This is a genomic window from Cellulomonas sp. P4_D11, from assembly GCF_056401915.1.
In genome coordinates, this window is the sequence record NZ_JBFUIK010000005.1 from 82,679 (window position 1) to 106,062 (window position 23,384).

22 protein-coding genes are annotated in these 23,384 nt (G+C 73.3%); 9 read left to right on the forward strand and 13 right to left on the reverse strand.

Annotated features, from left to right (window positions below; genetic code table 11):
- Positions 1–20 precede the first annotated feature (20 nt).
- Positions 21–311 carry a DUF4235 domain-containing protein gene (locus AC1DT4_RS04890; RefSeq protein WP_477088644.1) on the forward strand — a complete coding sequence of 97 codons (291 nt, stop codon included), beginning with the start codon at positions 21–23 and terminating at the stop codon, positions 309–311.
- Here AC1DT4_RS04890 and AC1DT4_RS04895 read toward each other — a convergent pair.
- The 7 genes from AC1DT4_RS04895 to AC1DT4_RS04925 are packed head-to-tail and all read right to left on the reverse strand — an operon-like array spanning position 295 to position 8,241.
- A complete protein-coding gene (locus AC1DT4_RS04895; RefSeq protein WP_477088645.1) occupies positions 295–1,767 on the reverse strand; it encodes a phytoene desaturase family protein in 1,473 nt (490 codons plus the stop codon). The genes AC1DT4_RS04890 and AC1DT4_RS04895 overlap by 17 nt on opposite strands.
- Positions 1,764–2,150, reverse strand: coding sequence for a monovalent cation/H(+) antiporter subunit G (gene mnhG, locus AC1DT4_RS04900; protein WP_477088646.1), 387 nt, complete (start codon positions 2,148–2,150; stop codon positions 1,764–1,766). Before mnhG ends, AC1DT4_RS04895 begins: the two co-directional genes overlap by 4 nt.
- Entirely contained in the window at positions 2,147–2,557 is a 411-nt protein-coding gene (locus AC1DT4_RS04905; protein ID WP_477088647.1) for an MrpF/PhaF family protein, read from the reverse strand. Before AC1DT4_RS04905 ends, mnhG begins: the two co-directional genes overlap by 4 nt.
- Positions 2,554–3,105: a Na+/H+ antiporter subunit E gene (locus AC1DT4_RS04910; protein WP_477088648.1), complete on the reverse strand. Its 552-nt coding sequence runs from the start codon at positions 3,103–3,105 to the stop codon at positions 2,554–2,556. Before AC1DT4_RS04910 ends, AC1DT4_RS04905 begins: the two co-directional genes overlap by 4 nt.
- The gene (locus AC1DT4_RS04915; RefSeq protein WP_477088649.1) at positions 3,102–4,646 is read right to left on the reverse strand and encodes a Na+/H+ antiporter subunit D; all 1,545 of its coding nucleotides are present in this window, start codon (positions 4,644–4,646) and stop codon (positions 3,102–3,104) included. Before AC1DT4_RS04915 ends, AC1DT4_RS04910 begins: the two co-directional genes overlap by 4 nt.
- The gene (locus AC1DT4_RS04920; protein WP_477088650.1) at positions 4,643–5,128 is read right to left on the reverse strand and encodes a Na(+)/H(+) antiporter subunit C; all 486 of its coding nucleotides are present in this window, start codon (positions 5,126–5,128) and stop codon (positions 4,643–4,645) included. Before AC1DT4_RS04920 ends, AC1DT4_RS04915 begins: the two co-directional genes overlap by 4 nt.
- 5 nt (positions 5,129–5,133) lie before the next feature.
- A complete protein-coding gene (locus AC1DT4_RS04925; RefSeq protein ID WP_477088651.1) occupies positions 5,134–8,241 on the reverse strand; it encodes a Na+/H+ antiporter subunit A in 3,108 nt (1,035 codons plus the stop codon).
- A gap of 345 nt (positions 8,242–8,586) precedes the next feature.
- Between AC1DT4_RS04925 and AC1DT4_RS04930 the strand changes: the two genes are divergently transcribed.
- Both AC1DT4_RS04930 and AC1DT4_RS04935 read left to right on the forward strand, forming a co-directional pair.
- Complete coding sequence (locus AC1DT4_RS04930; RefSeq protein WP_477088652.1) at positions 8,587–10,671, forward strand: (Fe-S)-binding protein; 2,085 nt, start codon at positions 8,587–8,589, stop codon at positions 10,669–10,671.
- Positions 10,668–11,123 (forward strand): pyridoxamine 5'-phosphate oxidase family protein, encoded by a 456-nt coding sequence (locus tag AC1DT4_RS04935; protein WP_477088653.1) that lies wholly within the window; start codon positions 10,668–10,670, stop codon positions 11,121–11,123. Before AC1DT4_RS04930 ends, AC1DT4_RS04935 begins: the two co-directional genes overlap by 4 nt.
- 90 nt (positions 11,124–11,213) lie before the next feature.
- Here AC1DT4_RS04935 and AC1DT4_RS04940 read toward each other — a convergent pair whose 3' ends face one another.
- Positions 11,214–13,259, reverse strand: a complete 2,046-nt coding sequence (locus AC1DT4_RS04940) for a penicillin acylase family protein (protein WP_477088654.1) — start codon at positions 13,257–13,259, stop codon at positions 11,214–11,216.
- Between the two features lie 177 nt (positions 13,260–13,436).
- Between AC1DT4_RS04940 and AC1DT4_RS04945 the strand changes: the two genes are divergently transcribed.
- Positions 13,437–15,209, forward strand: a complete 1,773-nt coding sequence (locus tag AC1DT4_RS04945) for an ABC transporter ATP-binding protein (RefSeq protein ID WP_477088655.1) — start codon at positions 13,437–13,439, stop codon at positions 15,207–15,209.
- 3 nt (positions 15,210–15,212) lie between these two features.
- On the opposite strand, the gene AC1DT4_RS04950 is transcribed toward AC1DT4_RS04945, so the two are convergent.
- Positions 15,213–16,478: a threonine/serine exporter family protein gene (locus AC1DT4_RS04950; protein WP_477088656.1), complete on the reverse strand. Its 1,266-nt coding sequence runs from the start codon at positions 16,476–16,478 to the stop codon at positions 15,213–15,215.
- A 49-nt stretch (positions 16,479–16,527) separates the two neighbouring features.
- On the reverse strand, positions 16,528–16,944 hold the full coding sequence (locus tag AC1DT4_RS04955; protein ID WP_477088657.1) for a MarR family winged helix-turn-helix transcriptional regulator: 417 nt from the start codon (positions 16,942–16,944) through the stop codon (positions 16,528–16,530).
- Positions 16,945–17,050: 106 nt separating this feature from the next.
- Here AC1DT4_RS04955 and AC1DT4_RS04960 point away from each other — a divergent pair, with 106 nt between their 5' ends.
- Genes AC1DT4_RS04960 through AC1DT4_RS04980 form a run of 5 tightly spaced genes read left to right on the forward strand, consistent with a single transcriptional unit; the run spans position 17,051 to position 21,279 of the window.
- Positions 17,051–18,940, forward strand: a complete 1,890-nt coding sequence (locus AC1DT4_RS04960) for an ABC transporter ATP-binding protein (RefSeq protein ID WP_477088746.1) — start codon at positions 17,051–17,053, stop codon at positions 18,938–18,940.
- Positions 18,941–18,972: 32 nt separating this feature from the next.
- A complete protein-coding gene (locus AC1DT4_RS04965) occupies positions 18,973–19,320 on the forward strand; it encodes a VOC family protein (RefSeq protein ID WP_477088658.1) in 348 nt (115 codons plus the stop codon).
- A complete protein-coding gene (locus AC1DT4_RS04970) occupies positions 19,317–19,799 on the forward strand; it encodes a hypothetical protein (RefSeq protein WP_477088659.1) in 483 nt (160 codons plus the stop codon). The genes AC1DT4_RS04965 and AC1DT4_RS04970 overlap by 4 nt, the downstream gene beginning before the upstream one ends.
- Before the next feature lie 41 nt (positions 19,800–19,840).
- Positions 19,841–20,458, forward strand: coding sequence for a DinB family protein (locus AC1DT4_RS04975; RefSeq protein WP_477088660.1), 618 nt, complete (start codon positions 19,841–19,843; stop codon positions 20,456–20,458).
- A gap of 5 nt (positions 20,459–20,463) precedes the next feature.
- Positions 20,464–21,279: an MBL fold metallo-hydrolase gene (locus AC1DT4_RS04980; protein WP_477088661.1), complete on the forward strand. Its 816-nt coding sequence runs from the start codon at positions 20,464–20,466 to the stop codon at positions 21,277–21,279.
- Here the strand turns inward: AC1DT4_RS04980 and AC1DT4_RS04985 are convergent.
- From AC1DT4_RS04985 to AC1DT4_RS04995, 3 genes are read right to left on the reverse strand one after another with little or no spacing between them, the layout of a single operon-like run.
- A complete protein-coding gene (locus AC1DT4_RS04985) occupies positions 21,272–21,733 on the reverse strand; it encodes an NUDIX hydrolase (RefSeq protein ID WP_477088662.1) in 462 nt (153 codons plus the stop codon). The genes AC1DT4_RS04980 and AC1DT4_RS04985 overlap by 8 nt on opposite strands.
- The gene (locus AC1DT4_RS04990; RefSeq protein WP_477088663.1) at positions 21,730–22,245 is read right to left on the reverse strand and encodes an AAA family ATPase; all 516 of its coding nucleotides are present in this window, start codon (positions 22,243–22,245) and stop codon (positions 21,730–21,732) included. The genes AC1DT4_RS04985 and AC1DT4_RS04990 overlap by 4 nt, the downstream gene beginning before the upstream one ends.
- A 2-nt stretch (positions 22,246–22,247) precedes the next feature.
- On the reverse strand, positions 22,248–23,384 hold the full coding sequence (locus AC1DT4_RS04995) for a hypothetical protein (protein WP_477088664.1): 1,137 nt from the start codon (positions 23,382–23,384) through the stop codon (positions 22,248–22,250).

A 23,384-nucleotide genomic window follows, 5' to 3' on the forward strand; every position in this document is an offset into this window, starting at 1 on the left:
GTGACCCGTGGAGGAACCGCATGTCGGACGACAAGCAGACGCAGTCGATCGTCGCCAAGCTCATCGGCGCGGGCGCGGCCCTCGCCGCCGCGTTCGTCGTGCAGCAGGTGCTCAACCAGGCGTGGAAGGCCAAGACCGGCCACAAACCGCCGAAGGCCGACGACCAGGGCGACGCCGGCCTCTCCGAGGTCGTCGTCGCGGCCGCGCTCACCGGCGCCCTGGTCGCGGCGGCCCGGGTGCTGGCCACCCGTGGCACCGCGCGGTTCACCGCGAAGGTGGACGAGAAGCCGGACCTCAACCCGACCGACTGAAGCCCGACGGGCTCAGGTTCGGCGTCCCGGAGATGCCGAACTCGCGCAGCACCCGCCGCGCCGCGTACCACCCGCCGAGCCCGTGCACGCCGGGACCGGGCGGGGTCGACGCCGAGCACAGGTAGACGCCGGCGCGGCCCGAGAAGTAGGGGTCCAGCCGCCGGGTCGGACGGGCGAACAGCTGGCCGATGGTGGCGGCGCCCGCGGAGATGTCGCCGTCGACGTAGTTCTCGTTGTGGTCGGCGAGGTGGGCGGCCGGGGTGCAGCGGGAGGTCACCACGACGTCCCGGAAACCCGGCGCGTACCGCTCGATGTGCCGCGTGACCGCCTCGGTGACGTCCACGTCTGACCCGCGGGGCACGTGCGCGTACGTCCACAGCGGGCGCCGCCCGCCGTGCGACCGGGACCCGTCCACGACCGTCGGGTCGCTGACCAGCGTCATCGGTAGCTCCGCATGCTCGCCGCGCGCGACCGCGTTCTCGGACGACGCCATCTCGGCCCGCGTCCCCCCGACGTGCACCGTCCCGGCGAAGCCGACCTCGGGCACGGCCCACGGCACCGGCCCGTCGAGCACGAAGTCGACCTTGGCCGCGGCGTCGCCGTACCGGAAGGCCGACAGCTGGTCCCGCGCGCGCGGCGGAAGCCGGTCCCCCAGCACCTCGACGAGCGCTCGCGGCGTCGTGTCGAAGACGTAGCAGTGCGCCATCGGGAGGTCCCCGTGGCGCCGGACGCGGTGGTCGGTGCGGACGGTGCCGCCGTGCGCGACCAGGTCGTCGACGAGGGCCGCGGTGAGGGCGCCCGAGCCCCCGCGAGGGATGGGCCACCCGCCCTCGGCGTGCCCGAGCGTCGCCAGCAGGAGCGCGGTCCCGGCGGCCGCGAGGGACGGCAGGCGGCTGATGGCGTGGGCGGCGACGCCGGTGAGGAGTGCGGGGGCGACGTCGTCGACGAACCGCCGGTCCCACGCGCGCGTGCCCTGCTCCAGCACCCCGAGCCCGAACCGCGCCGCGGCCCGCGGGTCGACGAGCGGCACCGACCGCTTGTCGCCGAGCGCGACCTTCACCGCGTCGGCGGCGTCGATCGACCCGACCAGCGACCGCCAGACCGGGCCGTCGACGCCGAGCGCCTCGACCGTCCGCTGGAGGTCCCGGTAGGCGATCCCCGCCCGGCCGTCCGGAAGCGGGTGCGCGTACGAGACCTCGGGGACCAGGAGCTCCACGCCGCGGGCCGGCAGGTCGAACGCGCGGAAGAACGGGGACGCCCAGGCCATGGGGTGCACGGCCGAGCAGACGTCGTGCACGATCCCGTCCGCCAGGCCGAGGTCGAGCGTGCGCGCCCCGCCGCCGACCGTCGGCTGCGCCTCGAGCACCTCGACGAGCAGGCCCGCGCGGGCCAGCGTCACCGCCGCCGCGAGCCCGTTGGGCCCGGAGCCGACGACGACGACGTCCGGCCGGCTCATGACTGCGCGCGCTCGCTCTCGTCGCCCTGCGCGCGCTCGACGTCGTCGGTCAGCTCGTCCACCACCAGCAGGTCCCGCCGGACCTTCCCGGTCCGGTAGCCCGCGCGGCCGACCATGTGCGCCGCGACGGGCGCGGTGAGCATCTGGAACACGGCCACCAGCACCAGGGCCCACACGGCGCCGCCCGACCGCAGCCGCAGAGCCAGCCCGATGAGCACGAGGATCAGCCCGAGCACCTGCGGCTTGGTGCCGGCGTGCATGCGCGCCAGCAGGTCGGGGAAGCGCAGCACGCCGACGCCGGCGGCGAACGCGAAGAACGCGCCGCCCAGCAGGCAGACCGCGGAGGCCACGTCGGCCACCGTCGTCCACTGGTCCTGCGTCATCGCACCTCCCCTTCGGCTCCGCCGCCGTGGTGCTCGTCGCTCTCTGCGCGACGGCCCGTACGCCGACCCTCCTCCGCGCCGTCCTCGGCGTCCATCCGCTCCGCCTCCTGTGCTGCGATCTCCTCGCGTGTCCGCACGCGCCCCTCGCCCTCGGGTTCCACGGACGCGAACCGAGCGATGGTCACCGACCCCACGAAGCCGACCAGCGAGAGCACCACGAGGATGGGCACCACGTCGGTCCGGCGGTTGACGGCCGCGTAGAGCGCGACCGCCGCGATCATCGTCGTCACCACGATGTCGAGCGCGATCGTCCGGTCGAGCATCGACGGACCCTTCTCCGCACGGATCACGGCCAGCGCGAAGCCGAGGGTGAGCAGCACCCCGCAGATCACGACGACGACGGTCATGCGCGCACCCCCAGCCCGGCCGCGGCCAGCTCCTCGTCCGAGGCGAACGCCCGCAGGACCCGCTCCTCCTGGTCCAGCACGGACTGCCGCGCGGCCTCGATGCCCCCGCTCTGCTGCACGTCGAGCACGTGCAGGTAGAGCATCCCCGTGAGGCGGTGCGCCTCGACCACGAGCGAGCCGGGCACCAGGGTCGCCAGCTCGGCGGTCATGGTCAGGTAGAGGTCCGAGTGGCTGCGCAGCTGCACCCCGATCACCGCGCCGCGCGGCACGTAGCGGGGCCGCAGCGCGATGAGGCTGACCTCGAACGAGGCGCGGACCAGGTCGGCCGCGAACCGCACGAACAGCCGGACCAGACCCACGGGCCGGATCCGGCCGTGGAACTCGATGGGCGCCATCCGCAGCCCGCTGGTCACGGCGAGCGCGAGGACCAGCCCCGCGAGCACGTTGCCCACGGACAGGTCGCCCCACAGGAAGACCCAGACCACGGTCAGCCAGGCGACCGTCGCCCACTGGGTGCGCCAGGCTCGACGGCGCGGGTGCAGGCTCATGGGTGCGTCTCCGCGACGTCGTCGGACACGCCCTGGCCGCGCTCGCCGTCGGGCAGCACGGCGTCGACGTAGGGCGTCTGCTCGGTGAGCGCGACGGCCGCGCGCTCCGTGTAGGCGTACAGGGGACCCGCGGCGACGGTGAGCAGGAGGCCGACTCCGACGAGTGCGGCGGTCGGGGCGACCATGCCGAAGGGCAGGCGGACCGGCGGGCGGGGCGTCTCGGGCACCTGCCAGAAGGCCTTGTTCCACGCCTTGACCAGCGCGTAGAGCGTGAGCAGGGACGTCACGACGCTGCCGACGACGAGCACGTACGCCAGTGGTGTCCCAACTTGTACACCGGCCTCGAGCAGCCCGACCTTGCCGAGGAACCCGGACAGCGGCGGGATGCCGGCCAGGTTCATGGCGGGCACGAAGAACAGGATCGCGAGCACGGGCGTGAGCTTGGCCAGCCCGCCCAGCTTGGTCAGGGACGTGGACCCGCCCGCGCGCTCGACCAGGCCCACCACGAGGAACAGCGCGGTCTGCACCGTGATGTGGTGCACGACGTAGTAGATGGCGGACGTGTAGCCCAGGTCGGTGGCGAGCGCGACGCCGAACACCATGAACCCGATGTGGCTGACCAGCGTGAACGACAGGAGTCGCTTGATGTCGTCCTGAGCGACCGCGCCGAGGATGCCGACCACCATCGTGGCCAGCGCCGCCCAGAGCAGGGCGTCGTCCAGCCGGCCGTCGGGGAACAGCAGCGTCTGCGTGCGGATGATCGCGTACACGCCGACCTTGGTCAGCAGGCCCGCGAACACCGCGGTGACCGGCGCCGGGGCGGTCGGGTAGGAGTCAGGCAGCCAGGCGGACAGCGGGAAGATGGCCGCCTTGATCGCGAACGCGAGGAGCAGCAGGACCTGGAGCACGAGCCGCACGCCGGGGTCGATCTCGGGCAGCCGGAGCGCCAGCTGCGCCAGGTTCACGGTCCCGCAGGCGGCGTAGATCATCGCGATCGCGACCAGGAACAGCACCGAGCTGAGCAGGGCCACGACGATGTAGATGGTCCCCGCGCGGATGCGCTCGCCGGTGCCGCCCAGCGTGATGAGCACGTAGCTGGCGGCCAGCAGGATCTCGAACCCGACGTAGATGTTGAACAGGTCCCCCGACAGGAACGCGTTGGCCACGCCCGCGGTCAGCACCAGGTACGTCGGGTGGTAGATCGAGACGGGCGCGGACTCCTCGTCGTCCTCGCTGCCCTGCGCCAGCGAGTACAGGAGGACGCAGAGCGTCACGGCGCTCGAGATGGTGAGCATGAGCGCGGACAGCCGGTCGGCCACCAGGTCGATGCCCACGGGCGCGGCCCAGCCGCCGACGTCGACCACCAGCGGGCCGTCGTCGGCAAGGACCAGCAAGGTCACGCTGGCCAGCAGCACCAGGCTCAGCGCCACCACCGAGACGAACCGCTGCAGGTTGGGCCGCCGGTAGAGCGCGAGCGCGAGGCCGGCCGCGGACAGCGGGATGACGACGGGCAGCGGGACCACCCAGGTGAAGTCGCTCACGACGACACCTCCGGGGCTCGTGCCGGCGCGCCTTCGTCGGTCTCGTCCCGCGCCTCCGCGGCCTCCTGGTCCAGCGTCTCCGCGGCGACCGCCATGTCGGAGTCCGTGACGGCGAGCTCGTCGAGCGCGGCGAGGCGGGCGATGCGGCGGTCCTCGACGTCGTCCTGGACCTCGTCGTGCCGGTGCAGCTGCCACGAGCGGTAGGCCATGGCCAGCAGGAACGCGGTCATGCCGAGCGTGATGACGATGGCCGTGAGCACCATCGCCTGCGGCAGCGGGTCGCTCATCTGCCCCTCGGGCTCCACACCGACGATCGGCGGCCGGCCCGCGGCACCGCCGGCGACGAGGAACAGCAGGTTGGCGCCGTTCCCGATGAGGATGACGCCGATGAGCACGCGCGACAGGCTGCGCTCGAGCAGCAGGTAGACCCCCGCCGCGAAGAGCACGCCGATGGTGACGACGAGGACGATGTTGGGGCTCATGTCGATCACGGCACGCCCCCGCCCCAGCCGGACGGCTTGGCGCCGGCCTGCACCTGCGTCGGCACGTCCCGCTCGCTGTCCGTGGCGCCGCCGGCGGCGTCGACGGACACCGGGTCCTCGCCCGTCTCGGCCCGTCGGTCGATCTCGGCGCCGAGGCTGCGCAGGATGTCGAGCACCAGGCCGACGACGACGAGGTACACGCCGATGTCGAAGAACAGCGACGTCACCAGGTGCAGGTCGCCGATCACCGGCAGGTGGATGTCGAGGATCCAGGACTGCAGCACCTCGCCGCCCGCCAGCAGCGCCAGCAGCCCGACGCCGGCCGAGAGGAACAGCCCGAGCCCCAGCAGCAGACCCGGCTGCACCGGCGCTGCCTCACCCAGCTCGTACCGGCCGCCCGCGAGGTAGCGGACGATGAGCGCGATGCCCGTGACCAGGCCCGCCGCGAACCCGCCGCCGGGGGCGTTGTGGCCGCTGAACAGCAGGTAGACCGAGTAGACGATCATCGTGTGGAACAGCAGGCGGACGACCACCTCGAAGATGACCGACCGCCGCTGCGGCGCCAGCGTCCGGCCCGCATGCAGCCACTCCCGCCCGCGTGAGGCGCTCGACGGGACCGCGGACTCGTCACGATCGGCGACGATGCCGCCCGCGTCCACCACCGCCTCGTCGCCGCCGGGGCGCCGCAGCGCGGCCATCGGGTCGGCGGTGCCGCCCCACACCGCGCGGTCCTGGCGCGCGTCCTGCGCCCGGTAGATGGCGCCGGCCCGCCGGGAGAGGAAGACCAGGGACGCCACGCCGGTCGCGGCCACCAGCAGCACCGAGATCTCGCCCATCGTGTCCCACGCGCGGATGTCGACCAGCGTCACGTTGACGATGTTCTTCCCGCCGCCGAACCGCACCGCCTCCTCCGCGAAGTCCTTGGACACCGGCAGGTGCATGCGCGCCCCCGGGGCGACGAGCGCGACACCCGCGACCGTCAGTCCCACGGCGAGCCCGAGGGCCAGGCGCACCCAGCGGCTGGCGGCGAGCGGGCGGTCGGAGAAGTACGGGGGCAGCCGCCGCAGCACGAGCACGAAGACCACGAGCGTCACGGTCTCGACCAGCACCTGCGTCAGCGCGAGGTCGGGGGCGCCGTGCAGCAGGTACAGGCCGGCCACGGAGTAGCCGCCGATGCCCAGCAGGATCACGGCCTTGAGCCGGCGACGAGCTCGGACCACCAGCAGCGCGGAGACGATCGTGCCGGCGGCGAACACCAGCTGCGCGGGGTTGTCCCAGACCGTGAAGCTGCTGGGGACCGTGGTGCTGACCAGCGTCGTCGTGCCGACGGCGAGCACGAAGACGACGAGGATCAGGCCGAGGTACAGCGGCAGGGAACCGCGCTGGGTGACCGCGGTGACGTCCGCCGCGACGTCGTCGAGACGCCGCATGAAGCGTCGGTAGACCTTGTCCGCCTCCGGCCCGTGGTACGCCGCGGTCTGCAGGCGCTCGACGCGGTCGCGGACGACGAACAGCAGCGCGCCGGCCAGCAGGATCGCCAGCGTGAGCACGAACGTCGGCGTGAACCCGGCCCAGAGGACGAGGTGGCCCGGCAGCCCCTCGGGATAGGTGTCCGCGTACGGCCGCAGCAGGTGCTCGCCCAGCTGCGGCAGCAGCGCGACCGCCAGCCCGAGCACGGCGAGGATCATCGCCGGCCACACCAGCAGCAACGACGGGTGCGTGATCGCGGCCGGGCGGGCGTCGTCGTGCGCCGCCTCGCCGAGGGACGTGCCGGGCGCGGTCGACTCCTCGAGCGACTCGGGCACCACGGCCGGCTTCGTCGCAAAGGCCCCCCACCACAGCCGGAGCCCGTACGCGACGGTCAGCACGGAGCCCACCGACACCGCGACCAGCACGGCCATCCCGACGGCCGACTCGTCCAGGTGCCCGAGCGCCTCGAGCCCGGCCTCCTTGGCCACGTACCCGGCGAACGGCGGCAGCCCGATCATCGACGCGGTGGCCAGCGCGCCCGCGAGCGCGGTCAGCTTGAGCTCTCGGCCGACGCCCGACAGCCGCCGCAGGTCCCGCGTGCCGGTCGCGGCGTCCACCACACCGACGACGAGGAACAGGGCCGCCTTGAACATCGCGTGCGCGCCCAGCATCGCCAGCCCGGCCAGCGCCGTCGCCCGCGTGCCGAGCCCGACCAGCAGGATGATGAGCCCCAGCTGGCTGACCGTGCCGAACGCCAGGATGAGCTTGAGGTCGTGCTGCCGCAGCGCCCGGTACCCGCCGAGCAGCATGGTCCCGCAGCCGAGCACGACGACGATCCACTGCCACGTCGGGTCCAGCGAGTACGCCGGCGCGAACCGCGCGACCAGGTACACACCGGCCTTCACCATCGCCGCGGCGTGCAGGTACGCGCTCACCGGGGTCGGTGCGGCCATCGCCGCCGGCAGCCAGAAGTGGAACGGGATCAGCGCCGACTTGGTCACCGCGCCGGCCAGCAGGCAGACGATCGCGACGGTCACCGCGGGGGTCCCCTGCGGCGGGTTCGCGATCACCTCGGAGAGCCGGTACGTCCCCGCCGACTCGCCCAGGAGCACGATGCCGACCAGCATCGCCAGCCCGCCCGCGGTGGTGATGACGATGGCCTGCATGGCCGCGCGCCGGCTCGCCTTGCGCTCGTTGTAGTGGCCGATGAGCAGGTACGACGTCACCGTCGTGAGCTCCCAGAACACGAACAGCAGCAGCATGTCGTCGGCCGTGACCAGGCCCAGCATCGCGCCGGAGAACGCGACGAACACACCGCCGAACCGCCCGAGGCCCGACGCGCTCGTCTTGAAGTACGCCGTGCAGTAGACGAGCACCAGGGCACCGACGCCGCCGACGATGAGCGTCATCAGCCACGACAGCGTGTCCAGCCGGAACGTCAGCTCCAGCCCGAGCGCGGGGATCCAGTCGACCTGCTCGACCGGGCCGTTCCCGGCCTGCACCTGCGACGTCCAGCTCAGCGCCCAGACGGCCGCCGAGGCCGGCGCGAGCGCCAGGACCCAGAACGCCTTGCGACCCATCACGCGGACGAGCAGGGGCGCGACGACGGCTGCGGCCAGGTGAACGGCGAGCAGCAGCAGCACGTCCGGCTCCGTCCTGTAGGGCGGGTGGTCGGTCGGGTCAGGTCGTCAGGTTCTCGTTGTCACGGGCAGCTACGAGCATGCGCGGCCGGCGTCGTCCTGAGCCCCCGCGATGCACTGAAGATTTGGTCAAGACTCTACCAACCGATTTCCCACACCCCCTCCCACACCTCAGACCTCACCCACCACGAACCGGCGCCGAGGTCGTGAGTTCTGGACGAAGTCGCGAGTCGTAGCGCACGACTTCGTCCTCGACTCACGACCTCGGCCGACGGGTGGGTGCCGTCCGGACGGCGACGCGACGGACGTCCCGGGCCGCGGGCGCATCGGCGCCGCTAGCGTGGCGGCGTGGATGCGCTGCAGGTGGTGTGCCTGGTCGTCGTGATCGTCGCGACCGTGGTCGGTGTCGCGATCTTCGCGCGCGGCGCGGGCGCCATCGTGCGGACCGTCCGCATCGGCCGGCCGGCGTCCGGGCGCTGGGCGCCGGTGGGTCCCCGGGTGGCGACGCTCACGCGCGAGGTCCTCGGGCACAGGCGGTTCCAGCACCGCCCGGTGGTCAAGGTCGCGCACTGGGTCGTCATGGTGTCGTTCGCCCTGCTGTTCCTCACGCTGGTGACCGGCTACGGGCAGGTGGTGGACCCGTCCTTCTCGCTGCCGCTGATCGGGCACTTCCCGCCGCTGGAGTGGGCCATCGAGGCGATCGCCTGGGCATCGCTGGTCGGCATCCTGGCGCTGATCACGCTGCGGGTCCGGCTCGGCTCGTCGGAGCGCGGGTCGCGGTTCTTCGGGTCGAACCAGCCGCAGGCGTTCTTCGTCGAGGCCACCGTGCTCGTGGTCGTGCTCTGCGTGCTCGTGCTGCGCGGCCTGGAGTACGCGCTCGGCCCGCAGGACGCGTGGCACTTCCCGCTGACGGCCTGGTTCGGCGCGTCGTGGAGCGGAGTGGCGACGACGACCCTGGAGGCCGCCGTCGTGGTCGTCGCGACCGTGAAGATCGTCGTCTCGATGTCCTGGTTCGTCGTCGTCGGGCTGCAGCCCACGATGGGCGTCGCGTGGCACCGGTTCCTCGCGATCGTCAACGTGTACGCGCGCCGCGAGCCCGCCGGCGGCGTCGCGCTGGGCCCGCTGCAGCCGCTGACGCTGGGCGGCGCGCCCGTCGACCTCGCGGCGCTCGAGGAGCTGCCCGACGACGCCCGGCTCGGCGTCGGCGCGATCGAGGACTTCACGTGGAAGGGCCTGCTCGACTTCTCCACCTGCACCGAGTGCGGCCGCTGCCAGGACCAGTGCCCGGCGTGGGCGACGGGGAAGCCCCTCTCGCCGAAGCTGGTCACGCTCGCCCTGCGGGACCACGCCGCCGCGACGGCGCCCTACCTGCAGGCGGGCTCGGCGGACCACGCGGGCCTCGACCTGCTCGGGTCCGGCGTCATCGACCCCGACGCCCTCTGGGCCTGCACCACCTGCGGCGCGTGCGTCCAGCAGTGCCCGGTCGATATCGAGCACGTGGACGCCATCGTCGACATGCGGCGCTACCAGGTCCTCATGGAGTCGGCGTTCCCCAAGGAGCTGGGCGGCACGTTCAGCAAGCTGGAGCGGCAGGGCAACCCGTGGGGGCTGCCCGCGCGGAACCGGCTGAGCTGGGCGAAGGGGCTGGACTTCGACGTGCCGGTGGTGGGCGTCGACGTGGAGTCCGCGGCCGACCTCGAGTACCTGTTCTGGGTGGGCTGCGCGGGCGCGTACGAGGACCGGGCGATCCGCACGACGAAGGCGGTCGCGGAGCTGCTGCACACGGCCGGCGTCGGCTTCGCGGTGCTGGGTGAGCGGGAGTCCTGCACGGGCGACCCGGCGCGGCGGGCGGGGAACGAGCTGCTCTTCCAGATGCTCGCGAGCGGCAACGTCGAGACCCTCAACGAGGTCGGCGCCCAGCGGATCGTCGTCACCTGCGCGCACTGCTTCAACACCATCGCGCGCGAGTACCCGCAGCTGGGCGGCCGGTACGAGGTGGTCCACCACACCGAGCTGCTCAACACCCTGGTCGCGGACGGTCGGCTGACCCCGCTGCCGTCGACCGACGAGCGGACCGTGACGTACCACGACCCCTGCTACCTGGGCCGGCACAACCAGGTCTACGCGCCGCCGCGTGAGCTGCTCGGCGCGATCCCGGGCCTGCAGCTGGCCGAGATGCCGCGCAACCGCGAGCAGTCGTTCTGCTGCGGCGCGGGCGGGGCGCGCGTGTGGATGGAGGAGTCGATCGGCACCCGCATCGGCACCGTCCGGGCCGACGAGGCGATCGCCACCGGCGCCGACGTCGTCGCGACCGCCTGCCCGTTCTGCACGGTGATGCTGTCCGACGGCGTCGCTGCGGCCCACACCGTCGGCGTCCCCGAGGTCACCGACATCGCCCTGCTCCTCCTGGACCGCGTGAAGGAGACCCCGTGATCGGCCCCCGCAGCACCGAGCAACGCCAGCAGGACGCGCTCTACCGGCTCGGCCACGACGTCGACGCGTGGGTCGCGACGACGGACACCGCGACGGGCGCGCCGCGCCTGACCCCGCTCTCGTTCCTCTGGCACGACGACGCGCTGATCTTCTCGACCCTCGGCACCAGCCCGACCGCGCACAACCTCGCGACGAACCCGTCCGTGCAGGTCGGCATCGGGCTGACCCGCGACGTCCTGCTGGTCCAGGGCACGGTCGAGGTGCTCGCTGAGGTGACCGAGCAGCTCGGCGACGCCTTCGCGGCCAAGGCCGGCTTCGAGCCCCGCTCGCTGCGCGACCCGTACCCGTACTTCCGGCTCACGCCACGGACGATCCAGTCCTGGCGCGAGGAGGACGAGCTGGCGGGCCGTTGGATCATGCGCGACGGCGCCTGGCTGACTCCGGACGCCTGACGTCTGAGGTCTGTGTGAAGACTTCGTCTCGCTGGGCGCGACGAAGTCTTCACGCAAGCGACCACCACGGGTCTGGGCTGCTGTCAGCAGCTACAGGGGCTCCTGCACGAGCTGGTCCCAGTCGGTGACGATCTCGACCGACCCAGCCGACGCCCACGTGGCCAGCTGGTCGGTCGCGTGCGGGCTCGCCGGGTCGCCGGACGCGCCGAACGGCACGCCCCACCGGCTGCGGGCGCGGTCGTCGAGGTCCCACACCCATCTCGCCACCGACCCGCGCCAGGACCGGTCGCTGACGCCCGGCACGCTCGCGGTGCAGCGGACGCAGTCCGTGTCTCCGGACAGCGGGACGGGGTCGACGGCCGGGGCGGGGAAGCCGAGCAGGACCGGGACCGGCTGCAGGCGGTGGCGGTCGCCCCACGTCTCGTCGGTCGGCGACGACGCGACACGCTCCAGGGCCTCGCGCGCCACGGCCGCGCCGTCGATCCCGAGGGTCGTCGCGGCCAGGAGCTGCGGCAGCGCGTCGGCGACCCGTCCGGCCACCGTGAGCCAGGGGTCGAGCAGCACGCCGTGCCCGTGCGGCTCGTGCAGCGGCGCGAGCGCCGGGTGCGCGGTGAGCAGGACCGCCACCTCGGACCGCCACGCGGCGAACGAGCCGGCGTCGGCGCTGCCCGCGGACATGTGGCGGTCCCACGCCAGCAGCCGGTCGCGCAGCACGGCGGCCGCGGGCGAGAGGTCGTCGGCGCGCCGCACCCACCCGAGCAGCTCGTCGGCGCTGCCGAGCAGGGTGTCGCCGTGGACCTCGGTCATCTCGGCGGGCGTCCAGGCGCGGCCCCCGGACAGCAGCGCCCGGATCCGTCGCGCCCGGTACGGCGCCACGTAGGCGCGCCCGAGGTCGCGCTCGGGGGCGGTGGGCTTCTCGTTGGCGTCCACCGCCACGCCGACCACGGGCGCGGGGTCCGCCAGCGGGTGCCACGGGGACGGTCGCGCGGCGTCGGACCAGGCGTCGTGGGGCAGGCGGCGGTCGTGCGCGGGCCGCGTCACGACGAGACCCGCGTCGAAGGTCAGCACGGCACCGTCGGCGTCGGCGGCGAGCACGCGGTTGACCGGGTCGACCCACGCGCGCACGGCGTCGGCCACGTCGGCGGCGGACCGGGACCGGAGGAGGGGCAGCAGGCAGGAGAACCCGACGTCGGAGGCCACCCGGGCCGGGAACCGGATGCTCAGGCCGTCGAGCACGAGTGGTCCGCGGTCGGTCTCGATCACGTCGACGGCGACGTCGGCTCCGCCGCGCACCCGGATCGTCTCGGTGTGCCGGGCGACGGAGGTCCAGCCATCCGGGCCCAGCGCGGTCAGGCCGTCGTCGGAGAGCCGCTCCCGGAAGACCTCGACGTGGTGCGCGATGGCGTTGGTGATCCCCCACGCGGCCGCCCCCGTGTGCCCGAAGTGCTGCACGCCCGGCACGCCCGGGAACGCCAGACCGACCACGTCGAACTCGTCGCACGCGAGCCTGACCTGCTGGTACACGCCCGGCAGCTCGATCATCCGGTGCGGGTCGCCCGCGAGCAGCGGCTTGCCGGACGCCGTCCGCGACCCGTGCAGCGCCCACGCGTTCGAGCCCGACGCGGCGGTCTCGGCCGAGTCGAAGAGGTCCATCGCGGACTCGCCGAGCGTGAGCCTGACGTGCTCGTTCCACAGCAGCCGCGGGAACATCGAGAAGAGCGCGTGGTTGACGAGCATGATCCCGAGCGGCGCCCACGCCGGCCACGGCTCGTGCGGGGTGACCGACCCGAACCGCGCGTCGAGGGCGGCGCGCTCGGCGGCGACGGGCCGACCCGTCGCCGTCAGCCCCGCGTCCACGCCCGAGACGTACGCGTCGACGAACGCGCGGTCCCCCGGGGCGAGCGCCGCGTAGGCACGCTGCGCGGTGTCGGCGAGCCGCGCGCGCCGAGCGAACCGGTCCCACGCGAGGCCGTCGGGGCCGATCCGCTCGGCCAGGCGCCCCTGGGCCCGCCAGCGGCCGACCTCGACCTGCCACCCGCGGTCGCGCGCCGTGACCAGGCCCTGCTCGTACGCCAGCGCCAGGTGGTCCGCAGCGCGGACGTGGGGCACGCCGAGGGCGTCGCGGTAGACGGTCATGCGGTCTCGCGCACGCGGAGAGCTCCTTCTCGGCGGTGGAGGGTGCCCGCTGGGGCCGGTCGTCCTCAGCCCGCCCAACGTAGCCCCACCCGTCCGGCCACACCTGGATCGAATCGATCCGTCCGGCACGCGGGAAGGCGCTATCCATGAGCCGGGCCGGATGTCACGATGGAACCCGTGACCGACAGCACCCACGCGCACCTCGCGGTCGTCGACATCGACGGCGCCCACCCGGTCCGGTCGGTCTTCGGGCTGCTGGGGGCCCACCGCCGACGCGTCCTGAGCGCGGTCGCCTTCTTCACGCTCAAGGACATCCCGCTCTGGCTCATGCCGGTCATCACCGGCAAGGTCATCGACGTCGTCGTGGCAGGGGGGCCCACCAGCGAGCTGTGGCTGTGGGCCGCCGTCGCGGTCGCCGCGCTGCTGCAGAACTACCCCAACCACGTGCAGTGGACCAAGCTCTTCATGGGCGTGGTCCGCCAGATCGGTGCCGACCTGCGCAACGGGCTCACGTCCCGCCTGCAGAGCCTCTCGATCGGCTTCCACAGCAGGGTCAGCGCGTCGATCGTGCAGACCAAGGTCGTCCGCGACGTCGAGAACGTCGAGGTGATGCTCCAGCAGATCGCCCACCCGCTGCTCTCCGCCACCATGGTGATGCTCGGCGCCATCGTGATGACCGCGCTGGCCGTCCCTGAGTTCCTGCCGGTCTACGCGCTGACCATCCCGCTCGCCGTGCTGCTGCGCGCGGTGCTGGCGCAGCGGTCGCGCGAGCGCAACGAGTCGTTCCGGCGCGAGGTCGAGCACTTCTCCGCCCGCGTCGGCGAGATGGCCACGCTCATGCCGATCACCCGGGCGCACGGCCTGGAGGCCACCGCGGAGGAGCGCGTGGCGGTCGGCGCGGAGGGCGTGCGGTCCGCCGGCTACCGCCTCGACGTGCTCAACGGCCGGTTCGCCTCGCTCAGCTGGGTCAGCCTGCAGCTGCTGGGCGTCCTGTGCCTCGTGCTCGCCGCCTGGATGTCGATCAGCGGGATCATCGCGATCACCGCCGGCCAGGTGGTGCTGCTGAGCTCGTACTTCGCGCTCATCACCGGCGCCGTCACCAACCTGCTCATGCTCCTGCCCATCGGCGCCAAGGGCATCGAGTCGGTCCGGTCGATCGCGGAGGTCATGCAGGAGCCGGACCTCGAGGAGAACGCGGGCAAGCGGCGCGTGGCCCACGTCGAGGGGCGGCTGACCCTCGAGCACGTCCACTTCCGCTACCCGGACGCCGACACCGACGCCCTGGACGGCATCGACCTGACCATCGAGGCCGGGCAGACCGTCGCCTTCGTCGGCCCCTCCGGATCCGGCAAGTCGACCGTGCTCAACCTGGCGCTCGGCTTCCTGCGGCCCACCGGCGGCCGGCTGCTGCTCGACGGCGTCGACACCGCTCTGCTCGACCTGCGCTCGGTGCGCACGCACGTCTCGGTGGTGCCGCAGGAGTCGGTGCTGTTCGAGGGGTCCATCCGGGACAACGTCGCCTACGGGATGCCGAGGGTGTCCGACGAGCGGGTGCGTGCGGCGCTCGTCGACGCCAACGCCGCGGAGATCGTCGACGCCCTGCCCGACGGCTGGGACACCGTCGTCGGCGAGCGCGGGGCCCGGCTGTCCGGCGGCCAGCGCCAGCGCATCGCGATCGCCCGCGCGCTCGTCCGCGACCCGCGGATCCTGCTCCTCGACGAGGCCACGTCCGCCCTCGACCCCGAGTCGGAGGCCTCGGTCAAGGAGGCGCTCGCCCGGCTCATGCGCGGCCGCACCACGCTCGTGGTCGCGCACCGGCTGTCGACGATCCGCTCCGCCGACCGGATCGTCGTGCTCGACGACGCCCGCGTGGTCGAGGTCGGCACGCACGAGGACCTGCTCGCCGCCGACGGCCGCTACGCCCGCCTCCAGCGCGCCCAGCAGGTCTGAGCGTCAGCGCTCGAACGCCCACGTCCGGTCGGTGAGCATCCTCGCGATGGCCAGCCCGATCGCCAGCGCCGCGACGACGAGCGCGGCCTGCACCCCGTAGTCGAGCGCCTGGACCGTCCGGCCGTTGGAGATGTGGAACACCGCCCGGTAGACCAGCACGCCGGGCACCATGATCGTCACGGCGGGGACGTAGACGGTGATGCGTGGGACGTCGAGCCGTGGCGCCACGACGGCGGCGAGCAGGCCGACCACCAGCGCCGCCATCGCCGCAGCGGCCTGCGGGGGCACCGACGCCGCGACCAGGTGGATGCGCGGCACGTTGGCGGCCATCCCGACGACGGCCGCCGCGAGCGCGATCCGCCAGGGGCTGTTGAACATCAGCGCGAAGCCGAGCACCCCGAGGAAGCTGGCGACCAGCTGGAGCGCGATCAGCGGACCCGCGGCGAGGGCGGGCGGGCCGGGCGGGTCCGGGGTGAGCCCGACGACGAGCGACAGGGCCCAGACCGCGAGGCCGGCCGACGTCACGATCATCAGCGCGTAGGTCAGCCGGGCGACCGCCGCCGAGAAGTCGAGCTTGGCCAGGTCGAGGAAGCCGGTCACCAGCGGGAACCCCGGGATGAGGAAGAGGACCGCCGACACGTAGCCGACCTCGTGCCGTCCGCCCGTGACCCCCACCGCCTGCAGCAGCGTGACGAACCCGAGGTAGCCGAGGCATGCCACGGTCGCGGCGAGCATGGTGACGCCGAACTGGTTGAACTTGCGATGCAGCATCGTGCGCCGCAGCGCCTGACCCAGGTACGCCCCGACGAAGACGCCCGCGATCTCGACGACGCCCCCGTTGTTGAGGAACGAGAAGGCGGCGCAGGCGATCGCCGCCCACAACGCGTTGAGCAGCACCGGGTAGAGCGCGGGCTTGGCGGCGATACGGCCCAGCTCGGTCGTGACCTCCTCGACGGTCGCGGTCCCCGCCGTGTCGAGCCGGCCGGCCAGCCGCTCGAGCCCCGCGAGCCGGTCGACGTCGACCCCGATGCTGCGGACCTCGGTCACCTCCGTGCGGAAGCTGGCGCCCCGGTGCGACGTCGTCGTGATCTCGGTGAGCGTCACGTGCGCCTCGTGCCGCTCGACGCCGAGCGCGTGGGCCACGCGAGCCATCGACGCCTTGACCCGGTAGGCGCCCGTTCCCGCCGACAGGCTCAGCCGCCCGACCTGGAGCACCACGCCCGAGCGCCGGATCAGCTCGAGCTCGTCGTCGTCCGGCGTCGTGGGCACGAGACCATGATGTCGCGGGCGATGCCCGTCGTCCGGGCCGATCGTCCCGCTACTGCTCCGCGACCACCCGCAGCAACCGCAGCAGCTCCGCCTGCTCGGCCTCGGTCAGCCGCCCCAGCCGCTCGGCCGCACCCTCGTGCCGCTGCGCGGAGATGGCCGCGAGCAGCGCGTGCCCGGCAGGCGTGAGCTCGAGCAGCGTCGCGCGCCGGTCGGTCGGGTCGGGCAGCCGCCGGACGAGCCCCTCCTCCTCCGCCTGGTCCACCTTCGAGGTCACCGACCGCGGCGCGACGTCGAGCGCGGCCGCCAGCTCGCCGAGCCGGCGCGGCCCGTCGCACCGCTGGAGCGTGCGCAGCAGCCGCAGCTGCCCGGGCGTGGTGCCCTGCAGCTCCAGGCGGGCGGCGGCGTCACGCCGGACGCCCCGCAGCACGCCGTAGAGCAGCTCGAGCAGCTCCCCTGAATCGTCCACGGCGGGAGGCTATCGCACTTGTGAACCAGGCACATAGTGAGTTAACCTCACCATCGGTCGCGCGAGGTCCCCACCGCGCGGCAGAGGAGGAGGTGGGCCCGTGTCGATGACACCCGGTAGCCCGAACATGCGGAGCTTCGCCAAGGACCGCTCGGTCCAGGAGCACAAGCTGACCCGCGACACGCTGCGTCGGATCCTGACGTTCGCGCGCCCGTACCGCGCCAAGCTCGCCGTCTTCGTCGGCCTCATCGCGCTCGAGGCCGCCGCCGGCGCCGTGACGCCGCTGCTGTTCAAGACCCTCATCGACGACGGCATCGGCAAAGGCAACACGCAGCTCGTCCTCGGCATCGCCGCGGCGGTCGCCGGCCTGGCCATCCTCGGCGCCGGCCTCTCGGTGGCCGACCGCTGGGTGTCCTCCCAGGTGGGCGAGGGGCTCATCCTCGACCTGCGCACCGCCGTGTTCGACCACGTGCAGCGCATGCCGCTGGCGTTCTTCAGCCGCGCCAAGACCGGCGCCCTCGTGCAGCGGCTCAACGGCGACGTCCTCGGGGCGCAGCAGGCGTTCACCAGCACCCTGCAGAACGTGGTCAGCAACTCGCTCACCATCGTCTTCGTGCTCGCCGCGATGCTCAGCATGTCCTGGCAGCTGACCCTGCTCAGCCTGGTCCTGCTTCCCGCGTTCGTCTTCCCGGCCCGCTGGTTCGGGAAGAAGATCGCGAAGATCACGCGCGAGAGCTACGAGCTCAACGCCGACGCCGCGCAGATCATGAACGAGCGGTTCAACGTCGCCGGCGCGCACCTGGTGAAGATCTTCGGGGATCCCGAGCGCGAGTCGGCGGGCTACGCCGCGCAGGTCGGTCGCGTCCGCGACATCGGCGTCACACGCGCCCTGTACTCCACCTGGTTCCGCGTCGGTCTGACCACGCTGGCATCCGTCGCCGTCGCGATCGTCTACGGCCTCGGCGGGGTCATGGCGATCCGCGGCGAGCTCACGGTCGGCGTCGTCGTCGCCCTCACCGCCTACCTCGGCCGGCTGTACGGACCGCTCACCGCGATGTCGAACGTCCAGGTCGACGTGATGACCGCGCTGGTCAGCTTCGAGCGCGTGCTCGAGGTGCTCGACCTGGAGCCCACGGTCGCGGAGAAGCCCGACGCGACCGATCTGCGGCCGCAGGTGAAGGAGCACGGCGCGAGCGTCCGGCTCGACGCCGTCGGCTTCCGCTACCCGGGTGCCGACGAGGTCTCGCTCGCCTCCTTGGAGTCCGTCGCGACCCTGCGCCACGAGCCCATCGACGACACGTTGCTCGACGTCAGCTTCACCGTCCCGGCCGGCCACATGGTCGCGCTCGTCGGCCACTCGGGCGCTGGAAAGACGACGATCTCCCAGCTGGTCACGCGCATGTACGACCCGACCCGCGGCTCGGTGACGATCGCCGGAGTGGACCTGCGCGACGTCACGCACGCCTCGCTGCGCGCCACGGTCGGCGTCGTGAGCCAGGAGGCCCACCTCTTCCACGACACGATCGCCGAGAACCTGCGCTACGCGCGGCCCGAGGCCACCGACGCCGACATCGAGCGCGCGCTGCGCCAGGCGCACATCGCGGACCTGGTCGCCAGCCTGCCCGACGGCATCCACACCGTGGTCGGCGACCGCGGGTACCGCCTGTCCGGCGGCGAGCGGCAGCGCCTGGCCATCGCCCGGCTGCTGCTCAAGGCGCCCGACGTCGTGGTGCTCGACGAGGCGACCGCGCACCTCGACTCCGAGTCGGAGGCGGCGGTCCAGGCCGCCCTCGACGAGGCGCTGACCGGCCGCACCAGCATCGTCATCGCGCACCGCCTCTCGACGATCCGCCAGGCGGACTCGATCGTCGTCGTGGAGCAGGGCCGAGTCGTCGACCAGGGCACGCACGCCGAGCTGCTGGCTCGCGGCGGCACCTACGCCGAGCTGTACCGCACGCAGTTCGCCGCCTCGGAGCCGACGACCGCCGCCGCCTGAGCCGGCCCCCGCGACCCGGTACGGTCACGGGCATGATCGGACGCATCGACGAGGTCGTCTTCGACTGCGCGAACCCGCCGGCCCTGGCCCGGTTCTGGGCGGACGTGCTGGGCGGCGAACCGCGGGGTCGCGACGCCGACTGGCACTACGTCGACCCGCCCGGCTGGACCCGCGTCGCGTTCCAACGGGTGCCGGAGGGCAAGGTCGCCAAGAACCGCGTCCACCTGGACGTGGAGGTCGAGGACATCGCGGCGGCCACCGCGCAGGCCGAGGCGCTCGGCGCGACGAGGGTCGGCGAGGTCCACTCCGACACCGCCGGCTCGTTCCAGGTCCTGCTCGACCCCGAGGGCAACGAGTGGTGCGTGGTGAAGCCCGCGTGAGGCTCGCGGCCGTCCTGCTCGTCCCGACGCTGCTCGTCGTCGGTCTCACCTCGTGCGTGGGGGGCGCGTCCGGGTCGTCGTGCCAGGCCGACTACCCGTACTACGGCACGACGGCGGAGCTCGAGGCCAGCGCCGACCTCATCGTGCGCGACACGTTCGCCGCGATGACCGACGACGACTCCGAGGGCTTCCCGCGCACGGTCGCGACGGTCGACGTCTCGGCGACCGCCAAGGGCGACGCCAAGCCGGGGTCGCCCCTCGAGATCGCCTACACCCGGTGCGACGACGCCGAGCAGCTGGGCCTGGACGTCGGCGACGAGTTCGTGATCCTGCTCTCCGTGCCCGCGGACGACGCGACACCGACCCCCGTGAACATCGACCAGGGCTTCTACGCCGTCGAGAACGACCGGGCCGTCGCCACCCCGGACAACGCGGTGCCCCTCGACCCTGCGACCGTCGAGGCCCTCGGCCTCTCGTGAATCCTGTTGCGGCGGATGAGCCCCGGGTGAACGGTCAGGGCATGACGGTCCCCCCACGCCTCGCCCCCTTGCTGGCCGAGTACGACTTCGCCAGCCATCGCCTCCTGCAGCGCCTCAGCGGCCCGACCGTGGACAGCGGCGACGGCCTGCAGGTCGAGGTCCCACCCCTCACCGACGCGGAGCTCCTCTGGGAGCCGGTCCCGGGCGCCTGGACGATCCGCCGGCAGACGGACGGTCCTGGCGGGCTCGGCGCGACGCGGCTCGTCGGGTCGGGCGAGTGGGGTCACGACGGCGGCCGTCCGCACCCGTGGCCGCCGCCGGTCACCAGCATCGGCTGGCGGATCAACCACGTGGCCAAGACGCTGGCCGGCCGCGCTGACCACACCGACGGCACCCACACCCACACGGAGGCGGGCGACGAGCCGCAGGGCACCGCCGCAGGGGCGATCGCGGGCCTGGCCACGGCGATCGCCGCCTGGCGCGCGACCCTGCTGGCGGCCGACGACGCCGCCCTCGACACGGTCGGCTACAGCACCTACCCGAACGGGTCGGACGCCGAGGACACGTTCCTCGACGTCGTGTGGTGGATGAACCAGGAGGTTGTCCACCACGGCGCCGAGATCGCCCTCCTCAGGGACCTCTACGTCCGGCTAGCGTGACGCACATGTCCTTCTGGATCTGCGCCACGTGCGCCGTCGAGAGTGCCGAGCGGTCCGACGTCTGCGCCATCTGCGCCGACGAGCGCCAGTGGGTGCCGGCCACCGGCCAACGCTGGACCACCATCGAGGAGCTCCGCTCCCAGGGCTACCGGGCGGCCATCGAGGAGCTCGAGCTCGACCTGCACGCGATCACCAGCACGCCCGGCGCCGGGATCGCGCAGCAGTCGAAGCTGCTGGTCACGCCCGAGGGCAGCCTGCTGTGGGACCCGATCGGATTCCTCGACGACGCCGTGGTCGAGCAGATCCTGGCCCTGGGACCGGTCCGGGCCGTCGCCGCCAGCCATCCCCACATGTTCGGCGTGCAGGTCGAGTGGGCGCGGGCGCTCGGGGGCGCCGAGGTGCTGGTCGCGGAGGCGGACGCCGGCTGGGTCAACCGCCCCGACCCAGCCATCCGCACGTGGTCGGAGGACGTGGAGCTGCTGCCCGGCGTCACCCTGTCCCAGCCGGGCGGCCACTTCCCCGGCAGCGCGATCGTGCACTGGGCCGCCGGTGCGAGCGGCAAGGGCGTCCTGCTCACGGGCGACACGGTCTTCCCCAACCCCGACCGCAGGTCCGTCGCCTTCATGCGCAGCTATCCGAACCACCTGCCGCTGTCCGGCGCGGTCGCCCGCCGGGTCGCCGACCACCTGGACCGCCTGGAGTTCGACCGCCTCTACGGCAACTTCGCCAACGTCATCGCCTCGGACGCCAAGGAGGTCGTCCGCCGCTCCGCCGAGCGGCACATCGGCTGGGTGAACGGCGACTTCGACCACCTCACCTGAGCAGCTCCTCCAGCCGGTCCACGAACGCCGCCTGAGCCTTCACGACGAGCCGCCGGGCCTCGTCGGGTGCGAACCAACCCGCCCGGTCGAGCTCGGGCACCATCAGCGTCCGCCCGGACCGCGGCGGCCAGGCGATCTCGACCTGGTTGCTCGCGATCGATGACACGTCGAGATCACCCTCCAGAGCCCACGCCGTCACGACCTTGCCGCCGCTCTGCCTGACGTCCCCGAGCGGGACGGGCGATCCGGCCGGCGCGGGCACGCCGAGCTCCTCGGCGAACTCGCGCAGCGCCGTGGCCCACGGGTCCTCGCCGGGCGACGGCTCCCCCTTCGGGATCGACCACGCGCCCTCGTCCTTGCGCGCCCAGAACGGACCGCCCATGTGCCCGAGCAGCACCTCGAGCCCCGCCGTCCGCCGGAACAGCAGGATCCCGGCGCTCGTCCGGGCCGTCACAGCCCCAGCCCCGCCCGGATCGCGTCGACCGTCTCGGCCGGCGTCTGGTCGGACGTGTCGAGCCACAGACCGAGTCGCGGCGTCCCGACGCGGAGCCCGACGTCGAGGTCCTCGACGGTCCACGTGCCGTACCCGGTCTTGGCTCGCGCATCCTCCCGTGCGCGCACGGCCGCGGCCGACGGCGCGAGCACGACGACCTGCGGCGGGTGCCGGAACATCGCCACCCACGCCGGCAGGTCGTCGCCGAGCGCGATGTCCTGGACGACGGCCGTGAACCCGGCGTCGGCGTACTCGTCGGCCACGAGGGCCGACAGCCGGTAGCGCAGCTGCAGCTGAGCCACGGACTCGTCGGAGAGGTCCGGCTCGACGTCGGCTCGCCCGGACACGACCATCCGACGGAACACGTCGCCCCGCACGTGCACGGCCCGCGGCAGCTGCTCCGCGAGCAGCTGCGCGACGGTCGACTTCCCGGCGGCCATGATCCCCGTGACCAGGACCACCGGGCCGCGCACGGTCACACGTCCTCGGGGTCGACCAGGAAGTCGGCCTCGTCGGCGATCTCCCCGCCGGTGGCGCCGTGCACCGCGCGCGCGACCGACTGGACGAGCGGCGCCGCGCGGGAGCGGGCGACGCGGTGCTCGAACGACGGCCGCTCGGCCTCGAGCTCCTCGATGAACGGGGGCTCCCAGTGCACGCGGTACGCCACGACGCCGTTGGCGGTCCACGGCAGGCCGCGCATGAGCGGCGGCAGCATCGTCTCGGCGCCGGCCTCGACCGAGAGGGTCCCGTCGTGGCCGAGGTCGACGAGCACGCCGTAGGCCTCGGGTGCCGGGGGCACCGCGATCATGATCTCGTCGTAGGCGGCCGCCTCGTCCATGAGGCGCCGACGCTCGACCTCGTCGCCGACGCCGTACCGCTCGAGCGCGGCGGACAGCCCGCGGCCCCCGACCTCGGCCACCCACCCGGGCCGGTCGCCCGAGTCCCGCCCGACCCCGGGCTGCGGCCCGGTCCAGCTGCCGGTCGCCTCGCTGAGGCGCGCGCGCGGCAGCACGGACTGGACCACGGCGAGCGCCTCGGCGGGCTCGAGCCAGGCGTCGGACAGCACGGTCAGGTCGATCGCGCTGTCCACGTCGGGCGTGAGCACCGTGCCGTGCTCGCCGACGCGCACCGAGCCGCCGAGCCGGCGCGCCGCCGCGACCAGCCACTGCAGCACCCGCTCCTCCTCGCGGATCGGCATCCCCTCGGGGAACGCGCGCTTGAGGCCGTCGCGGTCCCCGCCCGGGTACGGCCTCTCCCCGCGCTCGCGTGGGGCGACCAGCACGTACGCGAGGGTCGACGTGGTCGGCAGGCCGAGGCTCACGGCATCGTCGGCCTCCACCCGGTACGGGCCTGTCAGCGTGGACAGCCGCGCGAGCCGCAACGCGCGGGCCGGGGTCGTCGACGAGCCGACGACGCGGATGCCGAGCGCCGCCGTCATCGGCCCCATGATCCCGCGAGGCTGGGGGAGGTCGCCGTCCTCCCAGCGCGCCTGGGCGAACCGGCTGATGGCCAGCACCTCGACCTCGTCGGCGCCCACGTCCTCCGGCAGCGCGAGGATGTGGCGGGTGCGGAGCTCGGGGTCTTCGGCCCGGAGGCGAGGCAGGCTCGCCAT

Excerpts from the sequence above, each read along its gene's own strand:
- AC1DT4_RS04890 (WP_477088644.1), top strand. The coding sequence starts at position 21 with ATGTCGGACGACAAGCAGACGCAGTCGATCGTCGCCAAGCTCATCGGC.
- AC1DT4_RS04895 (WP_477088645.1), bottom strand. The coding sequence starts at position 1,767 with ATGAGCCGGCCGGACGTCGTCGTCGTCGGCTCCGGGCCCAACGGGCTC.
- mnhG (WP_477088646.1), bottom strand. The coding sequence starts at position 2,150 with ATGACGCAGGACCAGTGGACGACGGTGGCCGACGTGGCCTCCGCGGTC.
- AC1DT4_RS04905 (WP_477088647.1), bottom strand. The coding sequence starts at position 2,557 with ATGACCGTCGTCGTCGTGATCTGCGGGGTGCTGCTCACCCTCGGCTTC.
- AC1DT4_RS04910 (WP_477088648.1), bottom strand. The coding sequence starts at position 3,105 with ATGAGCCTGCACCCGCGCCGTCGAGCCTGGCGCACCCAGTGGGCGACG.
- AC1DT4_RS04920 (WP_477088650.1), bottom strand. The coding sequence starts at position 5,128 with ATGAGCCCCAACATCGTCCTCGTCGTCACCATCGGCGTGCTCTTCGCG.
- AC1DT4_RS04940 (WP_477088654.1), bottom strand. The coding sequence starts at position 13,259 with ATGACCGTCTACCGCGACGCCCTCGGCGTGCCCCACGTCCGCGCTGCG.
- AC1DT4_RS04960 (WP_477088746.1), top strand. The coding sequence starts at position 17,051 with ATGACACCCGGTAGCCCGAACATGCGGAGCTTCGCCAAGGACCGCTCG.
- AC1DT4_RS04965 (WP_477088658.1), top strand. The coding sequence starts at position 18,973 with ATGATCGGACGCATCGACGAGGTCGTCTTCGACTGCGCGAACCCGCCG.
- AC1DT4_RS04975 (WP_477088660.1), top strand. The coding sequence starts at position 19,841 with ATGACGGTCCCCCCACGCCTCGCCCCCTTGCTGGCCGAGTACGACTTC.
- AC1DT4_RS04980 (WP_477088661.1), top strand. The coding sequence starts at position 20,464 with ATGTCCTTCTGGATCTGCGCCACGTGCGCCGTCGAGAGTGCCGAGCGG.
- AC1DT4_RS04995 (WP_477088664.1), bottom strand. The coding sequence starts at position 23,384 with ATGGCGAGCCTGCCTCGCCTCCGGGCCGAAGACCCCGAGCTCCGCACC.